At 35.1% G+C, this 22396-nt stretch carries 22 protein-coding genes; 5 read left to right on the top strand and 17 right to left on the bottom strand.

Going from position 1 to position 22396, the window contains the following annotated elements; translation table 11 throughout:
- Window positions 1–123: 123 nt before the first annotated feature.
- Window positions 124–1470, top strand: coding sequence for an aminopeptidase C (gene pepC / locus ACZ2M0_RS05135; protein ID WP_490058756.1), 1347 nt, complete (start codon window positions 124–126; stop codon window positions 1468–1470).
- A gap of 99 nt (window positions 1471–1569) precedes the next feature.
- Here the strand turns inward: pepC and ACZ2M0_RS05140 are convergent, their stop codons facing one another.
- The 13 genes from ACZ2M0_RS05140 to ACZ2M0_RS05200 all read right to left on the bottom strand — a co-directional run bounded on the left by ACZ2M0_RS05140 (window position 1570) and on the right by ACZ2M0_RS05200 (window position 12029).
- Window positions 1570–2169 (bottom strand): ATP-binding cassette domain-containing protein, encoded by a 600-nt coding sequence (locus ACZ2M0_RS05140; protein ID WP_490058757.1) that lies wholly within the window; start codon window positions 2167–2169, stop codon window positions 1570–1572.
- Window positions 2170–2178: 9 nt separating this feature from the next.
- On the bottom strand, window positions 2179–2763 hold the full coding sequence (locus ACZ2M0_RS05145; RefSeq protein ID WP_490058758.1) for a hypothetical protein: 585 nt from the start codon (window positions 2761–2763) through the stop codon (window positions 2179–2181).
- A gap of 2 nt (window positions 2764–2765) precedes the next feature.
- Window positions 2766–3593 (bottom strand): hypothetical protein, encoded by an 828-nt coding sequence (locus ACZ2M0_RS05150; RefSeq protein WP_490058759.1) that lies wholly within the window; start codon window positions 3591–3593, stop codon window positions 2766–2768.
- Between the two features lie 167 nt (window positions 3594–3760).
- Window positions 3761–5239, bottom strand: coding sequence for a UDP-glucose--hexose-1-phosphate uridylyltransferase (locus ACZ2M0_RS05155; RefSeq protein WP_490058760.1), 1479 nt, complete (start codon window positions 5237–5239; stop codon window positions 3761–3763).
- Between the two features lie 15 nt (window positions 5240–5254).
- The gene (locus tag ACZ2M0_RS05160; protein WP_490058761.1) at window positions 5255–6418 is read right to left on the bottom strand and encodes a galactokinase; all 1164 of its coding nucleotides are present in this window, start codon (window positions 6416–6418) and stop codon (window positions 5255–5257) included.
- Between the two features lie 141 nt (window positions 6419–6559).
- Window positions 6560–7495 (bottom strand): AAA family ATPase, encoded by a 936-nt coding sequence (locus tag ACZ2M0_RS05165; protein ID WP_045928421.1) that lies wholly within the window; start codon window positions 7493–7495, stop codon window positions 6560–6562.
- A gap of 84 nt (window positions 7496–7579) precedes the next feature.
- Window positions 7580–8260: a 2,3-bisphosphoglycerate-dependent phosphoglycerate mutase gene (locus ACZ2M0_RS05170; RefSeq protein WP_490058762.1), complete on the bottom strand. Its 681-nt coding sequence runs from the start codon at window positions 8258–8260 to the stop codon at window positions 7580–7582.
- Window position 8261: 1 nt separating this feature from the next.
- Window positions 8262–8447, bottom strand: coding sequence for a hypothetical protein (locus ACZ2M0_RS05175; RefSeq protein WP_045928423.1), 186 nt, complete (start codon window positions 8445–8447; stop codon window positions 8262–8264).
- 8 nt (window positions 8448–8455) lie between these two features.
- Window positions 8456–9343 carry a cation diffusion facilitator family transporter gene (locus tag ACZ2M0_RS05180; protein ID WP_490058763.1) on the bottom strand — a complete coding sequence of 296 codons (888 nt, stop codon included), beginning with the start codon at window positions 9341–9343 and terminating at the stop codon, window positions 8456–8458.
- A gap of 54 nt (window positions 9344–9397) precedes the next feature.
- On the bottom strand, window positions 9398–10078 hold the full coding sequence (locus ACZ2M0_RS05185) for a histidine phosphatase family protein (RefSeq protein WP_490058764.1): 681 nt from the start codon (window positions 10076–10078) through the stop codon (window positions 9398–9400).
- Between the two features lie 33 nt (window positions 10079–10111).
- Window positions 10112–10873 carry a sulfite exporter TauE/SafE family protein gene (locus ACZ2M0_RS05190; RefSeq protein WP_490058765.1) on the bottom strand — a complete coding sequence of 254 codons (762 nt, stop codon included), beginning with the start codon at window positions 10871–10873 and terminating at the stop codon, window positions 10112–10114.
- Between the two features lie 255 nt (window positions 10874–11128).
- On the bottom strand, window positions 11129–11764 hold the full coding sequence (locus ACZ2M0_RS05195) for an SdpI family protein (RefSeq protein ID WP_490058766.1): 636 nt from the start codon (window positions 11762–11764) through the stop codon (window positions 11129–11131).
- Window positions 11751–12029 (bottom strand): autorepressor SdpR family transcription factor, encoded by a 279-nt coding sequence (locus tag ACZ2M0_RS05200; protein WP_490058767.1) that lies wholly within the window; start codon window positions 12027–12029, stop codon window positions 11751–11753. The genes ACZ2M0_RS05195 and ACZ2M0_RS05200 overlap by 14 nt, the downstream gene beginning before the upstream one ends.
- Window positions 12030–12292: 263 nt before the next feature.
- Between ACZ2M0_RS05200 and ACZ2M0_RS05205 the strand changes: the two genes are divergently transcribed.
- The 3 genes from ACZ2M0_RS05205 to ACZ2M0_RS05215 all read left to right on the top strand — a co-directional run bounded on the left by ACZ2M0_RS05205 (window position 12293) and on the right by ACZ2M0_RS05215 (window position 15032).
- Window positions 12293–12949 (top strand): HAD hydrolase-like protein, encoded by a 657-nt coding sequence (locus tag ACZ2M0_RS05205; protein ID WP_490058792.1) that lies wholly within the window; start codon window positions 12293–12295, stop codon window positions 12947–12949.
- A gap of 36 nt (window positions 12950–12985) precedes the next feature.
- Complete coding sequence (locus ACZ2M0_RS05210; RefSeq protein WP_490058768.1) at window positions 12986–13570, top strand: DJ-1 family glyoxalase III; 585 nt, start codon at window positions 12986–12988, stop codon at window positions 13568–13570.
- A 427-nt stretch (window positions 13571–13997) separates the two neighbouring features.
- Entirely contained in the window at window positions 13998–15032 is a 1035-nt protein-coding gene (locus ACZ2M0_RS05215; RefSeq protein ID WP_490058769.1) for a linear amide C-N hydrolase, read from the top strand.
- 106 nt (window positions 15033–15138) lie between these two features.
- Here ACZ2M0_RS05215 and ACZ2M0_RS05220 read toward each other — a convergent pair whose 3' ends face one another.
- The 4 genes from ACZ2M0_RS05220 to ACZ2M0_RS05235 form a co-directional block, all read right to left on the bottom strand.
- Window positions 15139–15786, bottom strand: coding sequence for a hypothetical protein (locus ACZ2M0_RS05220; protein WP_490058770.1), 648 nt, complete (start codon window positions 15784–15786; stop codon window positions 15139–15141).
- Between the two features lie 174 nt (window positions 15787–15960).
- Window positions 15961–18564: a cation-translocating P-type ATPase gene (locus tag ACZ2M0_RS05225; protein ID WP_490058771.1), complete on the bottom strand. Its 2604-nt coding sequence runs from the start codon at window positions 18562–18564 to the stop codon at window positions 15961–15963.
- Window positions 18565–19081: 517 nt separating this feature from the next.
- The gene (locus tag ACZ2M0_RS05230; RefSeq protein WP_490058772.1) at window positions 19082–20431 is read right to left on the bottom strand and encodes a hypothetical protein; all 1350 of its coding nucleotides are present in this window, start codon (window positions 20429–20431) and stop codon (window positions 19082–19084) included.
- A 27-nt stretch (window positions 20432–20458) separates the two neighbouring features.
- Window positions 20459–20719 (bottom strand): SemiSWEET family transporter, encoded by a 261-nt coding sequence (locus tag ACZ2M0_RS05235; protein WP_034980382.1) that lies wholly within the window; start codon window positions 20717–20719, stop codon window positions 20459–20461.
- Between the two features lie 585 nt (window positions 20720–21304).
- Here ACZ2M0_RS05235 and ACZ2M0_RS05240 point away from each other — a divergent pair.
- Window positions 21305–22378, top strand: a complete 1074-nt coding sequence (locus ACZ2M0_RS05240; protein ID WP_490058773.1) for a S66 family peptidase — start codon at window positions 21305–21307, stop codon at window positions 22376–22378.
- Window positions 22379–22396: the final 18 nt, after the last annotated feature.

Below are 22396 nucleotides of genomic sequence, written 5' to 3' on the forward strand. Positions count from 1 at the left end.
AAAGATTAAATAAGTAAAGTAAAAACAAATACTTTTTTAACAATAATTAAATTTTCAGAGATAGACTACTTCAGCCGGATAAGCTAAAATAGTATTAATTTGTTTAAGGAGGATCTATTTAATATGACAAAAGAAATTACAAGTGCAGCCATTGATGATTTCACAAAAGATTTAGCGAATCACTCTGGTATTAATATTGCCAGTCATGCTGCCCAAGAAAATGGCATCTATAAAGCTAGTCAAAACCTGCAATCTAAGATTGATTTAACACCAACCTTTTCAGTAGAAATTGATACTGGCAAGCCTGCTGATCAAAAGCAGTCAGGTCGTTGCTGGATGTTCTCTGCATTGAATACTATGCGCCACCCAATCCAAAAGGAATATAAGATTAAGGATTTTGAATTATCACAAAATTACACTAATTTCTGGGATAAATTTGAAAAATCAAACTTTTTCTTTGAAAATGTGATTGCTTCAGCCAAGAAACCACTCGGTGACCGTAAAGTTAGCTTCTTGTTTGCTACACCACAACAAGACGGTGGTCAATGGGACATGCTTTGTGGACTAGTAGAGAAATACGGAATCGTACCTAAGTCAGTTTATCCAGAAACAGCTAATTCCAATAATTCAAGTGCTTTAAATGATACTTTGAATACTCTTTTGCGTAAAGATGGCTTAGAATTACGCAATTTAGTTAACGCTGGCAAGTCAGAAGATGAAGTTGAGCAACGCAAGAATGACTTTTTAAACGAAGTCTTCCGCATTTTGGCTATTTCATTAGGAGTTCCGCCAAAGAAATTTGACTTTGAATATAAAGATGATGATGGTAATTATCACCGTGAAGCAGGAATTACGCCTAAGGAGTTCTTGGATAAATTCGTAGGCATGAACTTGGAAGATCACGTTTCAATCATTAATTCACCTACAGATGATAAACCATATCATAAAGTTTTTTCCGTTGAGTACTTGGGTAATGTTGTTGGCGGTCGGCAAGTTCGCCATCTTAACGTCAAAATTTCTGAAATGAAAGACCTGATTATTAAACAACTTAAAGCTGGTGAAGTTGTTTGGTTTGGTTCAAATGTTGGTAAAGATTCAGAAAGACAACTTGGTTTGCTAGATACAGATATTTACAAGCGCAATGAGCTATTTGACGTTGACTTTTCAATGTCAAAAGCAGATATGCTTGATTCCAGTGAAAGTATGATGGATCACGCTATGGTTATCACTGGCGTTGACTTAGTTGATGACAAGCCTACTAAATGGAAGATTGAAAACTCTTGGGGAGAAAAGCCTGGCTTTAAGGGTTACTTTGTCATGAGCGATTCCTGGTTTGACAGTTTTGTTTACCAAGCAGTTATCAACAAGAAATTCTTGCCTGATGACTTAAAGAAAGCTTTTGATGAAGGTGCTAAAGACCCAATTCAATTATTACCTTGGGATCCAATGGGCGCATTAGCATTTAAGTAAAATTATTAATTATATAAAATTAGTTAAAATATAAAACAGCATTGAGAAAATTTTTCAATGCTGTTTTTATATGCTTTGAGCGATTATTTTATACTGCTTTTATTTTTCTTGCAGTATTCCTTGTCGCAATATAAAGAAACGATCATATTTAAGCTCATTAATTTGATCGTGGCTGGCAACTACTACAATTTTATTTTGCTGTTTTAATTTTTTTAGCAGGGCCACAAATAAGCTAATGCTCTCTTGATCAATTCCACGAGTTGGCTCATCAAGCAAAATGACATTTTGGTTTTCCATCACAGCTTGAATAATACCTACCTTTTGTCTCATACCGACAGAATACTTAGCTATGGGTTCTGGATCATCAGGATCAAGCATAAAATGCCTTAGTAAATCCCTAACTATTTTCTCATTAAACCGTTTATTAAGATTAGCCAGAAAATGAAGATTGGACATGGCCGATTCATATTCTAAAAAATCAGGATTTTCAATTAACGCGCCTACAACATCATTTTCACCCAGCCTAATTTCACCGCTGTCTGCCTTTAATAGACCGGTAATAATTTTAAAAATGGTGGACTTCCCAGAACCATTAATACCTGAGATATGAATCAGCTCACCAGGTTTAGCTAGCAAAGATACGTTTTTTAAAACCAGCTTCTGACCGAAAGACTTTTTTATTTGCCTAAGCTCTAACATTATTTCTCCTTAAAAGCCACCATAAATTTCATGAATAGCCCGATATAATTCGTCATACAAAGGACTATACCTAATCAAAACATTTTTCTCTATATAGTAATGGTAAATTAAGTCTATGAGTATGACTATTAACAATAATAAATATGGTCTATGCCAGTTGTAGCCTCCGACTAGGAAACAAAGCAGAAGTAAAAAAACAAGCACATGCAGTATTATGAGTTCAGTGCCCAAAATAGGGCTGCCAAATTTAAATAGAGGGTAACCAGTTAAAAAATAGGGACCAAATAATCCTAATACAAATAACAAGCAATAAATTGCAGCCAGTACCATTAAGTGAAACATCATCCACTTATTCTTTCTTCTCACCGTTACAAACACGTTGATGTTGCGAAAAGTAAGTATCTGGTTATAGAGAAGCAAAAAGACTGCTGGCTGCAAATACAACGATACCAAGTGAAAATTGAGATATTCATTTGGCAATTCCATAGTTTCTGGCGAACCTGTTTTTATCAGAATAATGCTTCCTATTAATCCTATAAAAAATATGATAAAACCAATTAAAACAAGTCTGCGGGATATTCGCTTTAAACGCATAATCAGCCCAGCCTTCTTTTCTGCTGCTGCCATAATTTAATTAAGTAAGCCGCAAATAACAAATAAAGCAGCGCCACTACCATAAAAAGCAAATAGGAATTAATCGGCGGCAAGCGGGATCCTAACGCAAACTGACCTGGTGCAAGTACAGCAAATGGAAACCACGAATACGAGACAAAAAGCCAAAATTTACTGCCCATGGATATTAAAATTGACAATAAAGTCAAACCTAAACCCACACACGGACCTAAAACTAAATAAATACTATTTTTTGAAACAAAAAGACCAATGCTGAAAATTAAAATAGCAAAAATACCCCAACCAACAGCAGCTAAAGTAACATACGAACATAAATCGATCAGCTGGTTAGTAGAAAAATATCCTGGTCTGGCACCAATATATAATTTTAGAGGTCTGGTTTTAAAGAAAAACGGATAATAAAATACACTAATCAATGCTAACTGGTAGATATTAATTATTAAAGAAAACAGAAATCCAACAACAAAGGAGTTAATGACCCCGATTTTCAGAAATTTATGATAGCCGACTCTTTGCTGAACAGCGCTGAACATATTATTATTTTTAAAATAGATTATGAGACCTGTTCCAAAAGTGGGAACGAATGCCAACATCATAACTAAACTTATGATATTTTCATTCCAGCCATTCGGCTGAATGGAAAAGAAAAGCATTACAGAAATGTCAACTGCTTTGCCGTTTGCTGGAATTAATCCTGCCCCCTCTTTAGCAGCCGTTACAAATTGCCAGGTAATCAAAAGAAGATAAATAATTAAAATAATCAGAACAAATTTTTTGGTTCGGCTTAGCATTTGCACCATCCTCATAATAATATATCTTTGAATACTATATCAAATATAACATTAATTATCAAATAAATGGTGTGCCAAAAAAGTTACAAAAAATTCACCTATTTTTTATAGGAAATTGTCTTATTTTTGCTTTTGTACATATGGATCTTTTAAACAAAAGCCAAAATTTAATTTAGCCCGACCTCCTTAACAAAACACATAAAGGCTGCTTTGCCATCAGGGGTTTGCTTGAAAACTCCTGCATCTTCTAAGACACGAGCAAAAATGAAACCCAATTCTTTTTGCAAAATCTGATCTGCATTTTCACTAGTTATTTCATACTTGCTTTTAATTTTCTTAGCCCAGTCAAGGTGGATTAGTGCAATTCTGTTAGGCTGGTCAAGCAAAAATTTTTTAACCTCAAGCAACTCTGGCTTCAAGCGCGGCGGAAAAACCGCTAATCCCATTACTTCAATTAAGCCGATATTTTCCTTTTTAATGTGTTGTACATCAGCATGGGGATGGAAAATTCCATCAGGATATTTATCTGAAGTCTGATTGTCTCTGAGAACTAAATCAAGTTCATAAGTTTGTCCATGTAAACGAGCAATTGGGGTAATAGTATGGTGGGGGATACTGTCCGTAAATGCTCGGACTGCTACTTTTTCATCACTATAATTGCGCCAGTTTATTAAAATTTTATTTGCTAATTTGATCAAACTATTTTTATTCAGACCGCTTAAACGAATTACAGACATGGGCCACTTGACGATACCTGCTTCGACATCATCAAATCCCTTAAAATTAATTTTTTTATCAATTGGTGCTTTTTCCATAGGAAAGAGATGCTTTCCACCCTGGTAATGTTCGTGAGACAAGATTGAACCACCCACGATTGGCAAATCCGCATTGCTACCAACAAAATAACCCGGAAATTTAGCCACAATCTCCAGCAAATTAGCAAAAGTCTGTTTATTGATTACCATCGGTTCATGCTTTGGCGCTAAGAAAATACAGTGTTCATTAAAATAGGCGTAAGGTGAATACTGAAAACCCCAAATTTCATTTCCCAACTGAAAACGAATGATACGGTGGTTAGTGCGCGCAGGATAATTCACATGTCCTAGGTAACCCTCATTCTCCATACACAACTGACACTTTGGGTATGACTTTACTTCAGCATTTTTGGCTGCCGCGATTTCCTTAGGATCTTTTTCCGGTTTGGAAAGATTAATTGTAATTTCAAGATCGCCATATTTACTTGCGGCTGTAAAATAAATATTTTTTGCAATAGCTCTAGTTTTAATATAATTACTGTCTTTACCCATTTGGTAAAAATCAGCTATCGCTTTTTGGGGTGAACTCTCATAAGTTTGCCAGAAATTGCGGTTAACAACGCTTGGTCTAGGGACAATCAAATTCATTAATTGTGCATCGAGGACATCTTTGGCGGAATTATTGGCCAAGCACTTCCCTGAATTTTGGGCAACCTGAATCAGCTCGTCTTTAAGATCCAGTAGATCCTTCTTACTGGTTGCTACCTTTCTTGCCTCATCGCCTACAAGAGCCAAAATTCTATTTTTCAAATAAATACGATCAAGTTCTGTAAAATCGCTGTGGGCAATAACTTGCGTAATGAATTTCTCAATTAGATTCGTTTTATCCATCTCAACTTTCCAACATCATAAAACTTTTGTACCATCAGCTGTTTCTGCAATATAAAATGAGGGCAAATAGCCTATTTGTTCTTGATAAATATCAGCGACATTTTTTTCAAAAGCTGCAACTTTATTTTTGGCAACCAAAGCTATCGCACAGCCGCCAAAGCCGGCACCAGTCATTCTCGCACCCAAAACTCCAGGTTGCTTCCAGGCAGTATGAACCAATGTATCAAGTTCTTTACCCGTCACTTCATAGTCATATTCTAAAGAGACATGTGAGGCATTCATTAAGTGACCAAACTCATTTAAATCACCCTTTTGCAGTGCTTTTTCAGCGTTTAATGTCCGTTCATTTTCCCAGACTGCATGACGACAACGTTTAAGTAAGTTTTCATTTGGTAATAAATAGCTGTTTTCATCAAAAGTCAGATTATCTAATTCGCCTAAGGACTGGATTGAAACCTTTTGTTGTAAAAATTGCAATCCTTTTTCACATTCTGCTCTGCGCTCATTGTATTTCGAGTCCGCTAAGGTCCGTTTCTTGTTAGTGTTCATAATAACAATAACATTATCTTTCAAATCAAGGGGTACTAGCTCAGACGCCACCTTTTCGGTATCAAGCAGAATGGCGTGATCTTTTTTACTCATGGCAACTGCATATTGATCCATAATGCCTGAATTAACACCAATAAATTCATTTTCAGTCTTAACTCCCATTTTAACAATTTCCAATTTAGTAAAAGTTAGTTTAAACTGGTCCTGCAATAAAATACCAATTAACATTTCTAGGGCTGCAGACGAAGATAAACCAGCACCATCAGGAATATTGCCATTAATGTAAATGTTAAGTCCATGCTCAATTTTTGCCCCGTTTTCGAGCATAAAATGAAGCATTCCCTTAGTATAATTTGCCCAGGAATCTTCTTTGGCAAACTGTAACTGGTGCATATCAGTTTCTACTACGCCCATATCGGCAAAATTAGCAGAATAAAAGCAAAATCTAGCGTCATCACGGGGACTAGCTGCACCATAGATTCCTAAAGATATTGCGCAAGGAAACACATGACCACCATTATAGTCAGTATGTTCACCAATTAAGTTAATTCTACCAGGCGAAAAATAACAGCCGGTTGGTTCTTGATGATAAATATTACTAAATTCTTGCTTGAGTTCTTTAATTTTCATTTTTATCTGTTCCTTTTTAAAAGCGCTATCAAAAGTCAATAAACTTATTATACTTCTTTTTTTATTACCAGCAATGCCTGGCCAAAAAGCAAAAACAAACTAAAAGAGTTTCACATCAACATGAAACTCTTCTTAAGTTTATTACCAAATATGTAGCAGTCTATCGGGATGCAACTTGCATAAATTAAATTGGTGCACATGCTGCGGACGGCTTTGCGGAAATGATTCCAAGAAATCCGCTGGATTAGCCAGACCAGTAGAGTACGACCACACACTTTTAACTTTTTTAATCGGATCAAGCATTTCATTTCGAATCGGAAAAGCCGAAATTAAAAAATGTTTGTGATGAAACTTAAAAACAAAAAATGGCAATCGAAAGTCATTGACTACCTCTTCTTTAGTTTTCCCAATCGTAACCACATTGCGGTAGGTGCCATACTTTTCGGTAAACAAATCGTTAAACGAAAAATAGAAATTCGAAATGTGTACATGGGGAAAATTGTCTTCAGTCACTTGATCAGGAACTGCAATAACATGAGCAAAATGATCCAGATTGCTTTCTTTTTGTGAAAGTGCTCTGCCCAATTGATTGGGATTTATAACGTGAGCCCATTCAGGCACATCCAGATTATCCTGGTAAGATAAAAACATTTCCCTAATCACATCAGGCTTTACCCAATCATATTGCCTGCGAACTTCGTTGCGATTTAACAAACTACGCAAGCTCTTGTGATACATTAAATCAACAACAAACAACTCATAACGATAACGTTCGACCCAGGGTTGATAATGCTCAATATTCTCCGCAAAGATATGCGTACTATCTACAATAACCGTTTCGCCACGTTTCATTTTTTCTTCTACGAGGTAATCCACCACTTTTTCCGTTTGCTCATTTGCATAACGCGGAATTACTTGGTGTAAGCAATCGGTATCTTCTTCATAATAATAGGTTAGATTCGCCAACAACAATCTAATTTGATCACGACTAATTGCATATGGCTGTAAGTGATGACGAGCAATAAATGAAGATTTACCGGAGCCGGGTGCGCCTCGTAATAAAAATATTTTACGCATGCCTCTACTCCAAACTAAGAATGTAAATTTTAAATGATATCGTAATAAATTTTAACATACATTTGTAGAAATCCTTACTATGAACTAAAAGCAACGTAAAATCTTTTTGTCAATAATTTTCATTTGCGGATCAAATGTATAAACTATTGGCTGTGCATTTGGAACTTCAAGATTAATAATCTCTTGATCATCAATATTTTCCAACTTTTTAATTAGCGCTCGTAAACTCGAACCGTGAGCGACGATTAATTGATCTTCAGCCTTTTTTAATCTGCTAGCAACATTGTCATAGTAATAAGGCATAACACGCTGTTGTGTTTGGTAAAGACTTTCAGCTTGCGGCAAAAAGTGCGGATCAAAATTAGCATAACGTCTGGATGTTACTTTTTTACCTTCAGGTGGAATCGCATAAAAACCTCGCCGCCATTCTATTACCTGTTCTTTACCAAAAATTTTACGTGATTCGTCTTTATTAATGCCCCGTAAATTGCCATAGTGCCTTTCATTTAAACGCCAAGTTTTGGTAATCGGCAAATATAAAAAATTACAAATATCTGCAACTATATTTGCTGTAATGATTGCCCTCATTAACACTGATGTGTGAATATGAGTAGGGTGAAAATCGGTAATACTCTTAATCAAATTGCCGACCATTTTAGCTTGCTTTCGACCCTTCTCAGTTAGAGCAACATCATTCCAACCCGTGTAAACATTGGCTTTATTAGCAGTACTTTCACCGTGTCTTACAAGCACTAATTTGACCATTTTATTTCACCCAGTGCATAATTATTAAAACTAAGCCGCTAATTGTAAAAATCACGCCCAATATCATAAAAGGAGTTACTCCATGATTATGGTTGCGGTAACGTCTGTTGTAAGCATAAGCAATATCATATAATCCTACTATCAAAACAATAACGGCAGTAAAAATACTTACTTTCAAATTTTTCATTCTCCTGGTTACTCTTGACTACGATCAGTTACAATCATTTTATCATTTTTTCCTCGTTCACATTCTGCTTGAAAATTGATATGGTTAATTCCTAATTTTTGTAATTTTGCACTAATTTGTTGCGTTAAAAATTCAAATTTACCAGCTGTTAAATCAGCATCAACATTGACGTGTGCATCAAGCATGACATAGCGATCGCTATAACGCCACACATGTACATGATGAATATTTTTTATTTCAGGAAAAGATAAAACTATCCTATTAACTTCATCTAGATCAATGTCAGGATTAGATTCCATTAGCACATTTGCTGCCTTTTCTGTTATTTCACAAGCTTCGTGAAAAACGAAGACTGACACTAATAAAGTCATCACCGGATCAATCCAGCTAATGTTCCAATAATAAATAAAAATTGCACCAATTACAACTGCTACACTGGAAAGAGCATCACTTAGCATATGCATAAAAGTGGATCGCACATTTAGATTTTGCTGTCCACCTTGATGCATTACCAACATTGAAACTACATTTGAAATCAAACCAATAATTGCAACAACTAGCATTATGCCGCCACTGATTTTTGTTGGTTTCCAAAATCTTTCAATAGCTTCCACAAATAAAACAATACTAATTAAAATTAGAATAATACCGTTGGTAAAGGCAGCCAAAGTTTCAGCCCTGTCATAGCCAAAAGTTTTTCGCTTATTACTGCGTCTATTGCTAATGATATGTGCCACAAACGAAATAATTATTGCACCGACATCGCTAAGATTGTGTACCGCATCAGATAATAAAGACAAAGAACCTGAAACAAACCCACCAATAAATTCTGCAACTGTAATAACAACATTAAGTGCAGTTACATAGGCAAATTTTTTTGTAGTATGATCTTTCATGTTTTTTCCTTTCAAGCACTAAAGGTAAAAAAAGCCCTACTTTTAAGCAGGACTTTACATATCTTCAGCATTTACATTATAATCTACAATTTCAAAGTTACCGTTATCACGAAGAATTCCCCGAGTGACACTACCGTTATTAGGAAAAACAATATCATGGAGGCCATCACTCTGGTTCCAATACTTAATGGCTAAGGTTTTGATAAAATCGCCATGAGAAACTATTAAAACTCTTTTTTCATTTTTAGTCAGCTCATGGAGAACGTCAATCGCCCTTACCATCCGTTCATCCAGCTCTTTTTTGTTCTCTGCCAAATGACGCGGATCGGCCTTTTTTGTAGCCTCACGAAATTCATAAATTCCAACCTGATTGATAATTTTGGTTACATCTGTTTGCGGACCAATACCTGCTGCCAGCGCAACTTCATTCCAGGTTTCCTCTATATCATCACCTTCGAAAGAACCAAAAAATACTTCCCGAAATTCTGGCAATTTTTTAATCTTGCCTATTTCTGAAACCTGATTAGCGTCCTTCATTAAGTGAACCGTATCAATCGCACGCTTCAAATCGGAAGAATACATGTTGTCAAAATGAACTTGACTCAGAGCATTTGCAGTTACCTTTAGGTCATTAATACCCTTGACTGTCAGAGGAGAATCACACCATCCCTGAACTTTGTTTAACTGGTTAAACATTGTTTCGCCATGACGGACAATATAAATTTCTGTTGCCAATTTGCATTCTCCTTTCATTTAACGTGCTTTAAACTATAACATATATGCCTTATAAAAGAAATACCCAGCCTGAATAAATGCTAGTGCTGCAATAAAGATACGCACATATTTGGCTGGAACTTTACGCAAAATATCCATGCCTAAATAACCACCGATGAACATCCCGATAGCAAGAGGAATTGCCTGCATCCAGTATATTCGAGAAGTAAAAATAAAAACTATTAGAGCAACAAGATTCGAAAGTCCACAGATGACGTTTTTAATTGCGTTGACAACTATAAACTTTTCATCAGTAATATAAGTTAATAAAACCAGCACAATTACACCACCGGCGGCTCCAAAATAGCCGGTGTAAACACCCATCCCTAATAATGCAGCAATATAAAAAATTTCCTGCCAAAGTGGTCTTTTATGCGGTTCTAGACTATAATGCTTACCTGAAACAATTACCATAACACCTGAACCAGCAATAAAAATTGGTACCACTTTTTCAAAAACACTCGATGGAAAAGCTAACAATAAACGACATCCAATTAAAGAACCTACAATAGTAAATATAGAGTAAAACGCGACTTGGTGCCAATGTCCCTTAAGCTCCTTTGTTGAAGAAATAGTCGAACCAATACTAGTCCAAATCAAGGCAGCATCATTTGTGACATTGGCATAAACTGGTGGAATACCAACTGCCAGCAATACCGGATATGATGCAAGAGAAGCCATTGAAGCCACTGACGACAACAAACCGCTGGCTACGCCCCCTATTAATATAAAGATCAGTGAAAAAATAGATGCCATTCAAATTAACTCCCTTTTAAAAGTTAATTTCTATTATAATGCTTTTGCAAAATAATTTAAGCAGGTATTTTAATTCTGACCAATTGTCTATTTAATAATGAAGCTTGATTTAACAAATTAGTCTCTAAATAATAATTACTGAAACATTATAGTTTTTGCACACAAAAAAGGAATTAACTTTAGTCGATAATAAAGCCAATTCTTCTCTAAAATAAATATTTTGTTTTAAATTCATCTCTCAGTTTCTTAAGTTACTTAATATCCTTTCTTACTCAACAGATATGAGTAACAAGTTGGAAGTAAAATAACTATAATAGTGACGGATATAACGGTCCAATACATTTCCCAATAAGAAGTTAGAAGCAGAACAATGCCGCTGATAAAAAAGATCCATCCGGCAAATCTGTGTGTTTTACGCCAATTTTCCGTATTATTCAAAGTCCATGGTAATTTAATGCCAACGACATGATTGGGACTAACTTTGGGCAGATAATTACCAAAAATAATAAAGAACAGTCCCAAAAAAGCACTAAGCATAAAAGAGCCTTTTACTTCATGACCCAGTGCATAGGCATAAAGTGACAGATTTACGATATTAGTAATAACAGGAACAAGCCAAAGGGTAATATTAACTATCTTAAAATCAAGATTTTTGGTTTCTTTTTGATTGTGTAATATAAAAAAAACCATTACTTGAAGCATAATTCCCAAAAAAGGCAGACCAATAATAACCCATAATTTATTGCTAAAAGCATTTGGCATATCAGTCATCCCAAAGTGTGTGGCCATTTTTTGCGGCAAACGATTATATAAAAATGCTCCGGTCAAAATTGGAAATAAGATTAGCAGAAGCGAGATTAATTCTGTTTGACGAATACTATTCTTTTTCATCATGATCTCCTTTCAGATCAACAAGCCAACCCATAATTTCTTCTATAATAGAAGTATTTAGCGAATAATAAATAAAGTTTTTTTCGTGTTCCTCTTTAATTAAATCAGCCTTTTTCAGCATATTAAGATGGTATGAAATAGTAGCTTTAGTCATATTAAAATGATTAGCAATATCTCCTGCCGACATTGGTCCATTTTTTAAAAGCTGCAATATTTTGCGGCGCACTGGATCTGACAAGGCCTTAAAACTAGACTCAAAACTCACATTAGTTTCTTTTCCTTTCTATTTAGATAAATATCTAATTAGATATTTGTCTAAATAGTATCACAATTTTCGTAAAACACAATAATTTTTAACATATTAATCAAAAATCCTTGAACTATAGTAAAAATAATAAAACTATTCAGGTGGCTGTGTGAGAACTCAGAAAAATTATGAGTAAAAACTTGTTCATAAATATTTGTCTTTAATTTAGCTTAGCTAATCGTTATAATGCAGAGGGTTAGTTAATGAAAGGAAAAGTACACTTGGCAAAATATAAAACTTTAATTTTTATTCTTGAAGGAAGCTTATTAAACGAAAAAGTTGCAGAACAAAATGCACTTAGGCAAACTTTGAAATTAACTGGCAGAGAATATGGTCCAACTGAGCGCATACAATATAAATCATTACAAGAAAAGACTAAATTACTAGGATTTGATGAGCGCATCAAATTAACTTTGCAGGAATTCTTTAAAAATGACTGGATTTCTGCGAAAGGCGCTTTTGATAACCAGTTACAAAAACAAGATCAGCTAAATAAAGATGTATTGCCTTTTTTAGATGAAGTGAAAAATAAAGTTAACTTGATTTTGCTGACGAAAGAGAAAAAAGATGTGGCTTCATACCGCATGCAAAATACAGAACTAATAAATTATTTTTCCGCAGTTTATTTTAAAGACGATTTTGCATGTAAGTTTCCAAATAAGAAGGTTTTGACAACAATATTGCAGCAGCAGAATCTGACGCCAGCTACTTGTCTTGTAATTGGGACAAACTTAGTCGATGAAATTCAGGGTGCCGAAAATGCTAACCTGGATTCTCTTTGGCTAGCGCCCAAGAAAGTAAAAATGCCAATTAGTCCACGTCCAACTTTACATTTAAATAAATTAACTGATTTATTATTTTACCTAGAATTAAGCTAGTTTATAATAAAGTAAAAGAATTGTGAGGTAAAACAAATGAAAAAAGTAGCTGTGATTTTTGCCGATGGTTGTGAAGAAGTTGAAGGTTTAAGCGTTATTGATGTATTACGACGCTTAGGTATTCAAGCTGATATGGTTGGGCTTACTAGTACAACGGTAAATGGTGCACACAATATCAAACTTACTTGTGATAAAACTGTTGCTGATAGTCTATTGGATTATGACATAGTAGCTCTTCCAGGTGGTACAACCGGAGCAGAAAATTTACGTGATAATGAAAAACTGGCAGATCTAATGATAAAACGGCATAACGCTGGCAAGTGGGATGCCGCAATGTGTGCTGCCCCCATTGCTCTTGCCCGTTATGGCGTTATAGCTGGCGCTGATTATACATGTTATCCCGGGTTTGAAAAACAAACCAAAAAGGATGCACCAAGCGGTCACTTCAAGGAAGATATTACTGTAACTGATGACGAACATAAAGTCATTACTAGTCGTGGTCCGGCAACTGCTTGGGCATTTGCATATGCAATTGCGGAAGCGCTGGGAATTGACACTAAGAACCTAAAAGCGGGCATGTTATACAATTATCTAGCCGACAATATTCAAGATAGTTTGTAAATTTTTCTCTGATACGAAAAGGTGAAGTTTTAAACTTCACTTTTTTATTACGATAGATTATTAACTTATTCATAACTTTAGATAACATCAAAAGTAAAATAATTCCTGAACCACCTATCAAAAATGAGTTGCGTTAGCTTGTCCCGCAAAATTTGAGTTAAAAAATTGACTATTACAATTAAATAAGTAAATTTAACATTAGTCTTAGTCATTTTATTCTTTCGAATATTTATTAAGTGACTGTAATTAACATTAAGATAACAATTTTTTGTAGCAGGAAATTGGCATTAATTTATTTTTTTACTGCTAAACACCTATGAACTAGTACTTCTTATTTACAAAAATATTTTTTTAAGAGGTATTTTAAAAATATGATAAAATTAAATTACCCTTAAAAGGGGAAAACAAATAACGGGAGGTATTAAGCATGTGTACAACTATTGCAATTAAATCTGATAGTGGTGACGTATTTTGGGGACGGACTATGGACTTTACATTTGATCCCTTTAAACCTAGTGCGGATAGCAAAATGACTACTTTTCCTGCAAACTATGAATTAAAGGGTTTGCACCAAAGCTGGACGACCAAATATCTGTTTATGGGTATCAACGTCAATGATTCACTTTTCTTTAATGATGGTATAAATAGTGCAGGTATTGTTGGTGATGCACAATTCTTAGAAGAGGCTTCTTGGGATACAGTAGAAAGTCTTAAAAAGCGAGGATTAAAACCTATAATTGGCGAAGAAGTCGTTGCATATGTTTTAAGTAATTTTGGCAGTATCGCTGAAATAAAAGAAGCTTTTAAGCATTTTGGCCAAGAAAAAACCAATTATCCTGATTGGGAAAATGCAGACACTGGCATCCCTACTCCAATTCCAATGCATTACACTTTCTGTGATCCAAGTGGCAAAAGCGTTATTTTGGAGCCGGTTAATAATGGGGCCTTTAAAATATATGATGGTATTGGCGTTATGACCAACAGTCCAGAATATCCTTGGCACCTTGACAATTTGCGTAATTACTTACATTTAACCAATCACAATTTGGGTCATCACCAAATAAGCGATCAGCTAGACATTAAACAAATTGAAAGTGGTTCTGGATTATTAGGATTACCTGGTGACTATACTGCTCCATCACGTTTTGTTCGGGGAACATTTATTTCTAAATTTTTAGCACCATTCCATTCAGATCAGGGAATTCCTCAACTATATAATGTATTCAAATCGGTCATGATTCCACGGGGATTAGAGCATCTTCAAGAAGGTGAGGACAAATGTGATTATTCAGGTTACTGGGCAGGATATGATGTTTCAAGCAGAAGTTTATATATTCAACCAGAGGATTGCCCAACAATGACAAAATTTGTTCTGGATCCTGCTACAACGACTAAAATTACCCAGCCTATTCAACATGACTTTAAAGTTTTAGAAACCAAAAAACAAAAGGCTTTAGCTTAAAAATTATTACCAGTTGATTTGAGTTATTAGTCTTTTAATTGTTCTATTTGAAACAAAAATGCGTTTAAAAGTTTAATACTTTTAAACGCATTTTTATAAACAACAACTATTTACCAACTAATAGTGATGGATATTGTGTATATGATAAATCACCTTTATAAGCAAACCAGTCTTTTATTTCCTTTATTGATTTATTGGCAATTTTTTTGTTTTGACCGTGTAGCTTTTTAGCCTCATTTTTAGTTTGAATTAGTGATGGCTTTTTGCCTTCAAACTGTGAATCCATGACTTTTAACTCGGCTTTGATCAGTGGCTGTAAAGCTTTTTTCTTAGCATTTATGTTATAAAGATCGCCATTAAAGAAGGTAACCCAGCCTTGATTTTTGCCACTTTGATCAACTATGTGAGCGACCAATTCAACCCTACCGGTACCAAATTCAGTAATCTTAAGTTTTATATTTTTATCTGCCATTTTCTTAACCCAGCTTTTGCCAAACGGCTTAGAAGTATGACTAATGAAATCATTAACTTCGTGATAAACAGTAGCATTCCTAGCTAATTTAAATACGTAACCTTCTTTAGCAAACCGTTTAGCAGGCGTAACGGTCATACCTGGGTCGGTTGTAGGACTAACTGCTGCTGGGTTAGCAGCATCAGTACTTTCTGCTTTGGTCACGGTTAAAGTGGTCAATGGTGTAAAAGAAAAAAGGATGGCTGCAGAACATAAAATTGTTTTAAAATACTTGTGTTTCATTTTTTAACCTCAAAAATAAACTATAATAATAATTTGTAACAAAATTGTAACTTTATTACAAATATATGTCAACAATAATTGATTTTTTAACTATAAAAAAATTTTTATCAATAATGACAAAAAATAAGCCTTGAAAGTTAGACAATTTTCAAGGCTTATTTTGAAATCAATTCTTTAGCAACTCTTCTTTTCTGGTTCCATTTGAATGTTGTTAGTTAAACGTTTATTCATTTCCAAAACAAAAACAGGAATTAAACTACCAATCAAAACGACCAGCCAGCCCTGAACGGGTAGCAAGGCAAAGTGCAAAAATTGTCGCAAACGAGGTAAGAGTGTCAGTGATAAAACTAGTATCATGCTTAGTAATAGTCCCCAATTAAGCATTTTATTGGTTTTAAATGTTTGCACAGTGATTGGTTGAGAATCTTTAATAGCGTAGATATCAACCATAGATCCTAGTGCTAATACTAGAAAGACCAGTGTCATCCCAACTTGTGAATCGTTAGTTGAAAGAATAAATCTGCCATAGGCATAAACGCTCAATGTTAAAATCGTAAAAGTAACCGCACGGATAATCATCCTTTGCATTAATCCACGCCCAAGAATGCTTTCATCATTACCTATCGGATTTTGATCCATTATGTTTGGTTCACCAGGCTCTTTACTGATAAAGAATCCAGGTATTCCATCGGCAAGTACATTAATAATTAACAATTGTTCTGCTAAAAGTGGTGCACCCCAACCTATAATTGTACTAATAACCATTAAGAAAATTTGGGCGAAATTGACACCAATTAAGAATTCAACTGCCTTAATAATATTTTGATAAACCGTTCTGCCTTCTGCCACAGCTTTAATAATTGTAGCAAAATTATCGTCAGTCAAAATCATGTCAGCAGCTTCTTTTGCCACTTCTGTACCTGTCATGCCCATCGCAATTCCAACATCCGCTGCTTTAAGAGCCGGTGCATCGTTCACGCCATCGCCTGTCATTGCAACTGTTTTATCAAGATCTTGCCAAGCTTGAACTATTCTGATTTTGTCACTGGGAGAAACACGAGCAAAAACTCTTATATCTTTAATACAATCTTTCAGTTCAGAATCCGTCATTTTTTGTAATTCTGACCCTGTGATTGCTTTTTGGTTAGAGTCTAAAATTCCTATTTCTCTAGCTATTGCTTTGGCAGTTACAAGATGATCCCCAGTAATCATTACAGTCTTAATGCCAGCTTGTTTTGCTTTAGTAACAGCTCTGGATACTTCAGGACGGGGTGGATCAATTAAACCAATCATACCAGCAAGTTTTAAATTAAAATTATTTTCAATCCAGTTGGTTGGGTCTGCGTTAGCAGCGATTACCTTATACCCAACTGCCAATACTCTTAACGCATTTTTAGCAAAATCGTCATGGGCCTTTTGACCGATTTTAATGGGTTCTTTTTTATCTAGCTGCAACCTGTCCCAAGCACCTTTAACGATTACTAATTGACGTCCATCACTTAAACGATGAACCGTCGTCATCATCTTTTTATTGGAATCAAATGGGTCTTCTGCTATCCGAGGTGCCTCTTTTTCCAGCTCTTGCCGTGAGCTGCCCTGTTGGTGTAACCAATTTACAATCGCAACTTCAGTAGCATCGCCAACGACTTCTCTTGAGCCATCTTTTTCCATGATTTTGGCATTGTTAGCTAAACCCAGCATTTTCAACAAATTTTGCCCAGCTTTAGGTAAATCAGCTGCTTTTTTAATGCCCGTTTCTGGCGTCCAATACTCAGTAATCGTCATTTTATTCTGAGTTAAAGTGCCAGTTTTGTCAGTGGCAATAACATCCACGTTACCAATAGTTTCCACAGCACCAATGTGTCTAATAATAGCATTACGATCAGCCATTTTTTTGACACCGCGAGATAAACTGATTGTCACAATAATTGGCAAGGTTTCGGGAACAGCCGCAACTGCTAAGGAAAGTCCAATCATTAAGCTGTCTGCTAAAGTCTTATTCTGCATACCCATGCTTAAAACAAAAATTATCAGACCACCTAGACCAGCGAAAGCTGTCATCCATTTTGATAAATGATCCAGTTTGCCCTGCAAAGGAGTTGCTCTTTTTTGAGTTTTATTCAAAAGGTTGGCAATTTTACCAAGCTCTGTTGCCATTCCGATTGCTGAAACTTGAACCAAGGCTCTACCACCAACAACAGCTGTGCCAGAATAAACGCGTTCATCGTCAGATAAATGGCCTTTGAGACGATAACATGTTTTCGAAACAGGTAAACTTTCACCAGTCAAAATTGCTTCATCAACAGTTAAGTTAGTTTCTTTTAATACTACAGCATCCGCTGGTACCTGATCACCGGTGTTTAAATAGATTAAATCACCTGGCACCAATTCGGAAGCAGCTACTGTAATATCATGATTATTTCTTCTACCATTAGCCGTTGGCAAACTCATTGCCTTCAAAGCCGCCAGTGATTTTTCGGCTGAAGCTTCCTGATACAAGCCAATTACAACATTAATTATTAAAATCAGGCTAATTACAATTGTCTTGGTCCAGCCACCGTTTTGAAAAACAGCCAAATACGTCGCTAATACTATCGCCAATAAAAGGACTAAGGACGAAATATCTTTTAGATGATGCCATATTTTTTTATATAGTGGAACAGCTTGTTTTTCAAGCAATTCATTAGGGCCAAATTCACTGCGCTTTTTTTCTATCTCAGCATCAGTTAAACCGGACTCGGGGGTTAATTTGAATAGTAGTTCTGATTTTTGGGACATGCTATCTCCTCCATTATTCGATTAAATTTACAATTAAGCTGTTTGAATAGAAAAGCCATATTATCGTAATTAAGCCGATTTTATAAAAGCTAAGCTTGATTAATGCAATAAAGATAATTTTTTAATTTTTAAAAAAGCAGAAAGCCTCTGGTAATTATCCGAAGTTTTCTGCTTACATGATTATTAAAAAGTAATTGTTAATTAACAACGTTTTTTAAAAAATTATCTTTAGTTTAAAAAATCCTATTTCTAAACTAAACATCCTCTTTCCCATAAAAGCTTAATATTAGTATACAGGAACTGGCAATTTTTGGCTATTTTTATGCTTTTTGCTTTAATATTATATATTCAAAACAAATTTCTCGTTTTGACTTTTTTGCTAAGTGTTATTTAAAATTAGGATTTTGCCAAATATCTTTTAAATATGTTTAGCACACATTTAAATTATAAAAAAGCCAAAAAATCTAGCTTAAATAGCAGGATTTCTTGAATTTTTTGGTTCATAATTTTTAAACTGTTACTCTACTTCTGCTCTTACATCAGCTAAGGCTTCCAAACTATCTGCTACCTCAGGCCAATTATTCTGGTAAGGTCCATACGCAGTATGAATCAAACTACCAACTGGTAGTGAGGGACACTCATTTTCTGCATTAGTTCCCCAATTTTGCCAACCTGATTGTGGTCTCTGAACAATTTGAAAAGCATTTGAGGCATGTTCAGTTTGCCAAACCATGGCCTGACCGGTTTGAGTATTAATTTCAGCACTCTTAGTTGCGGGCCCAGCAAAGACAGTCTGATCCTTAACTGCACTCACATTGACAGGATCAGCACTAAATAACCACGGACGATCATTCAACTCAGCCAATACAAAAGCTTTCTGACGCACATCATGCAAATTAGTCTCTATTTCATCTTGAGATAATGCATTTTCCCAAACAGAGAATAAGCGCCAATACAGATCCCAATGTGCATTGGCCATATTGCTTGTAAGTTGTTTTCTAAAATCTTCAAAACGATCACTCCGTTTTTGACCATCATGAACTAACTCTTGTACTTTATTTGCCAGTTGACCAGAATATGGATCTCCTTCTCGATACCATACACCGTCATACGTGGCAAAGCGATCAAATACTAATTGTCCAATTCCACTTTCAAATTCATCACCGACAGTGATTTTGTCCACAATAGAGCGCTGATTAACAGTGGTTTGAAAATGATCTACATGGTAAACGCGCGAAAAGAAAGGAACATCGTAATAAAAGGACCAGTCCAAAGCAAAACGCTTTCCGTGTAATTCCGGTTTTAAACCGTCTGGTATTCTGCCTGATAAACGGTACTCTTTCATAACAGGACCATTTTCAATTGGTTTGATATCTACAATTAAATGTTCAGCCGGATTAATTAAACCATTATCAGGAGTAAAGAAGGGACCATAAAAGCCACCCATAGCATTATTTCCTGATGGCAGCAAATCCCGTTTTTCATCCACAGCCATAAAATGTCGTAAACCCCATTTAGATGAACCTTCACCTTGAGCAGTACCACGACAAAGTTCGAAATCAAATTTACCAGTATTCAAATGTACATAAGCATCATTTTCTTTAGCTGTAGGTATCTCTTTAATACCTTTAACTTTGTCCTCTTCAATTTCGTGATCAAAAGATAATTCCTCTTCTGGACCAGAGAAATCGACAATAGCGACAAAATTATGATCTGAATCATTATGTAACCTCTGTGCCACAAAAGTCTTTCCAGAATTATTTTTAACAACCCAATAATTCCCTGTTATATCATCGGGAACCGAAAACTTAACTGGAACAGGAATTTTAATTTTCTCTTGGGGATTAGTAATCTTTACTTTTACCATTTTCTTACCTCTCAAACTTTAACAAAACTATAGTGCAGTGAAAAATGTGATTAATCCAAACACAACTCCTGCTGCGTTGCAAGCAGCTAAAGGAATATCTCGATCTTTTTTAAACAAGGCATAAATCACCCATAAAAATGTATTAATTGCCGTTGCTAATGGCTGAATAGGACTACCCTTAACGCCATGTAAATTATTAATAATTTGCGGTATATAAGACACATACATTATGATAGCCGTTATAGAAGCAATCCATCCAAGAACTGTCATAGCTTTTTCTAATTTCATAATTTCATCTCCTATTAATCATCTTAGCATCATGTAATCGCTCTCTCCAGTATGCATGTACATGTTAATGACATTTTTTTACATTTATTTATTGAAAAAAGCACAATCTGCCCGTTTTGTAAATCTTTGTGTAACTTGTATCATTTCCTATATGAAATATATAGATATAAAAAATAGCCCTGAAAGCTTTTTGGCGTTTAAGACTCAGTTTGCTTAAGACAGACAACGGATATAAATTTTACTTAATAGCCGTATTTCCCTCTGTTGAATCAGCCAGAAGGAAATTTTTCTTGAAATTATTTTGATAAAGTTCATCAGGTTTTGAACCCTTGTACTTAATGCTTTACCATCTGTTGTTAGCTAGTAACTCTAATTGCGTGCATTTATAATTACTTTTAATCTGGTTTTACCTGAAACAGTAATTTGGTAAACTATCTGGTTCTTCCTTGAAAGAACTTAGCATAACATAAAATGATAAAATCTATTCTTCTTTAATATTTTGATTCTTTAAAAAGTTTTTAAGAGTAAATTTTTATTGTATTATTAATAAAATTGAAGTTCATTAAGAAAGAAGATGAGCAATCTATGCTAATAAAACCCAAGCAATTACATGTAGGTGATAAAGTAGCAATCGTTAGTTTATCAGCTGGTACTCTAGGTGAGAGTTTTGCTTCCCATGAACTAAAACAAGGAATCAAGCACATGAAACAACTTGGCTTAAATCCTGTATTTATGCCACATGCCCTTTCAGGTAGCACTTATGTTAAAAGTCATCCAGCTGAACGTGCCGCCGATTTAAAAGCAGCATTTCTAGATCCAGAAATTAAAGGTATTTTTGCTGCTATTGGCGGAGATGACACTTACAGAACTTTGCCCTATTTAATGGCAGATCAAGAATTTAAAAAAACTGTCTGTGATCATCCCAAGTTATTTAGTGGCTTCTCTGATACTACGAATAATCATCTTATGTTTTACAAAATGGGCTTGCAAACATTCTATGGACCGAGCTTTTTAACTGATTTTGCAGAACTGGCTAATGAACTTTTACCTTATACAAAAAAGACTTTAATACATTACTTTAAAAATCCACCTGTTACTCTGATTCCTGCAAGTGAAAACTGGTATGAAGAAAGAACTGATTTCTCAATTAAACAAATTGGTAAAGAAAGAATAAGCCACAAAGACACCGGTTATGAAGTTTTACGTGGCCATGGAAAAGTTCGGGGTAGACTATGGGGTGGCTGCATCGATAGCCTTTATGATGACTTAACCACAAATCGATATCCAGACGAACCATCTGTTATTAACCAGTATCAGCTTATACTCACACCGGAAGAAGCCAAAGATAAAATACTTTTTATAGAAACATGTGAAGAAAAACCAGCTCCTGAACTTTATCGTCAAGAATTAGCTAAATTAGAAGAAGTTGGTATTTTAGGAAATGTTCGCGCAATTTTAGTAGGCAAACCTCAAGATAAAAAGTATTTTGCAGAATATAAACAAATCTTGTTGGAAGAAACTGCTAAGTTCAATACACCAATTTTATATAATGTAAATATTGGCCACGCCTATCCAAGGACCGCTCTACCTTATGGCGCACTCACACAAATTAACTTTGAAAAACCAGAGATAAAAATTATGGAATCCTGGTTTGCCTAGTCTGAAAAATTTTTAAAA

The sequence above is a fragment of the Lactobacillus sp. VURO6/B1 (VP7) genome (assembly GCF_058139575.1).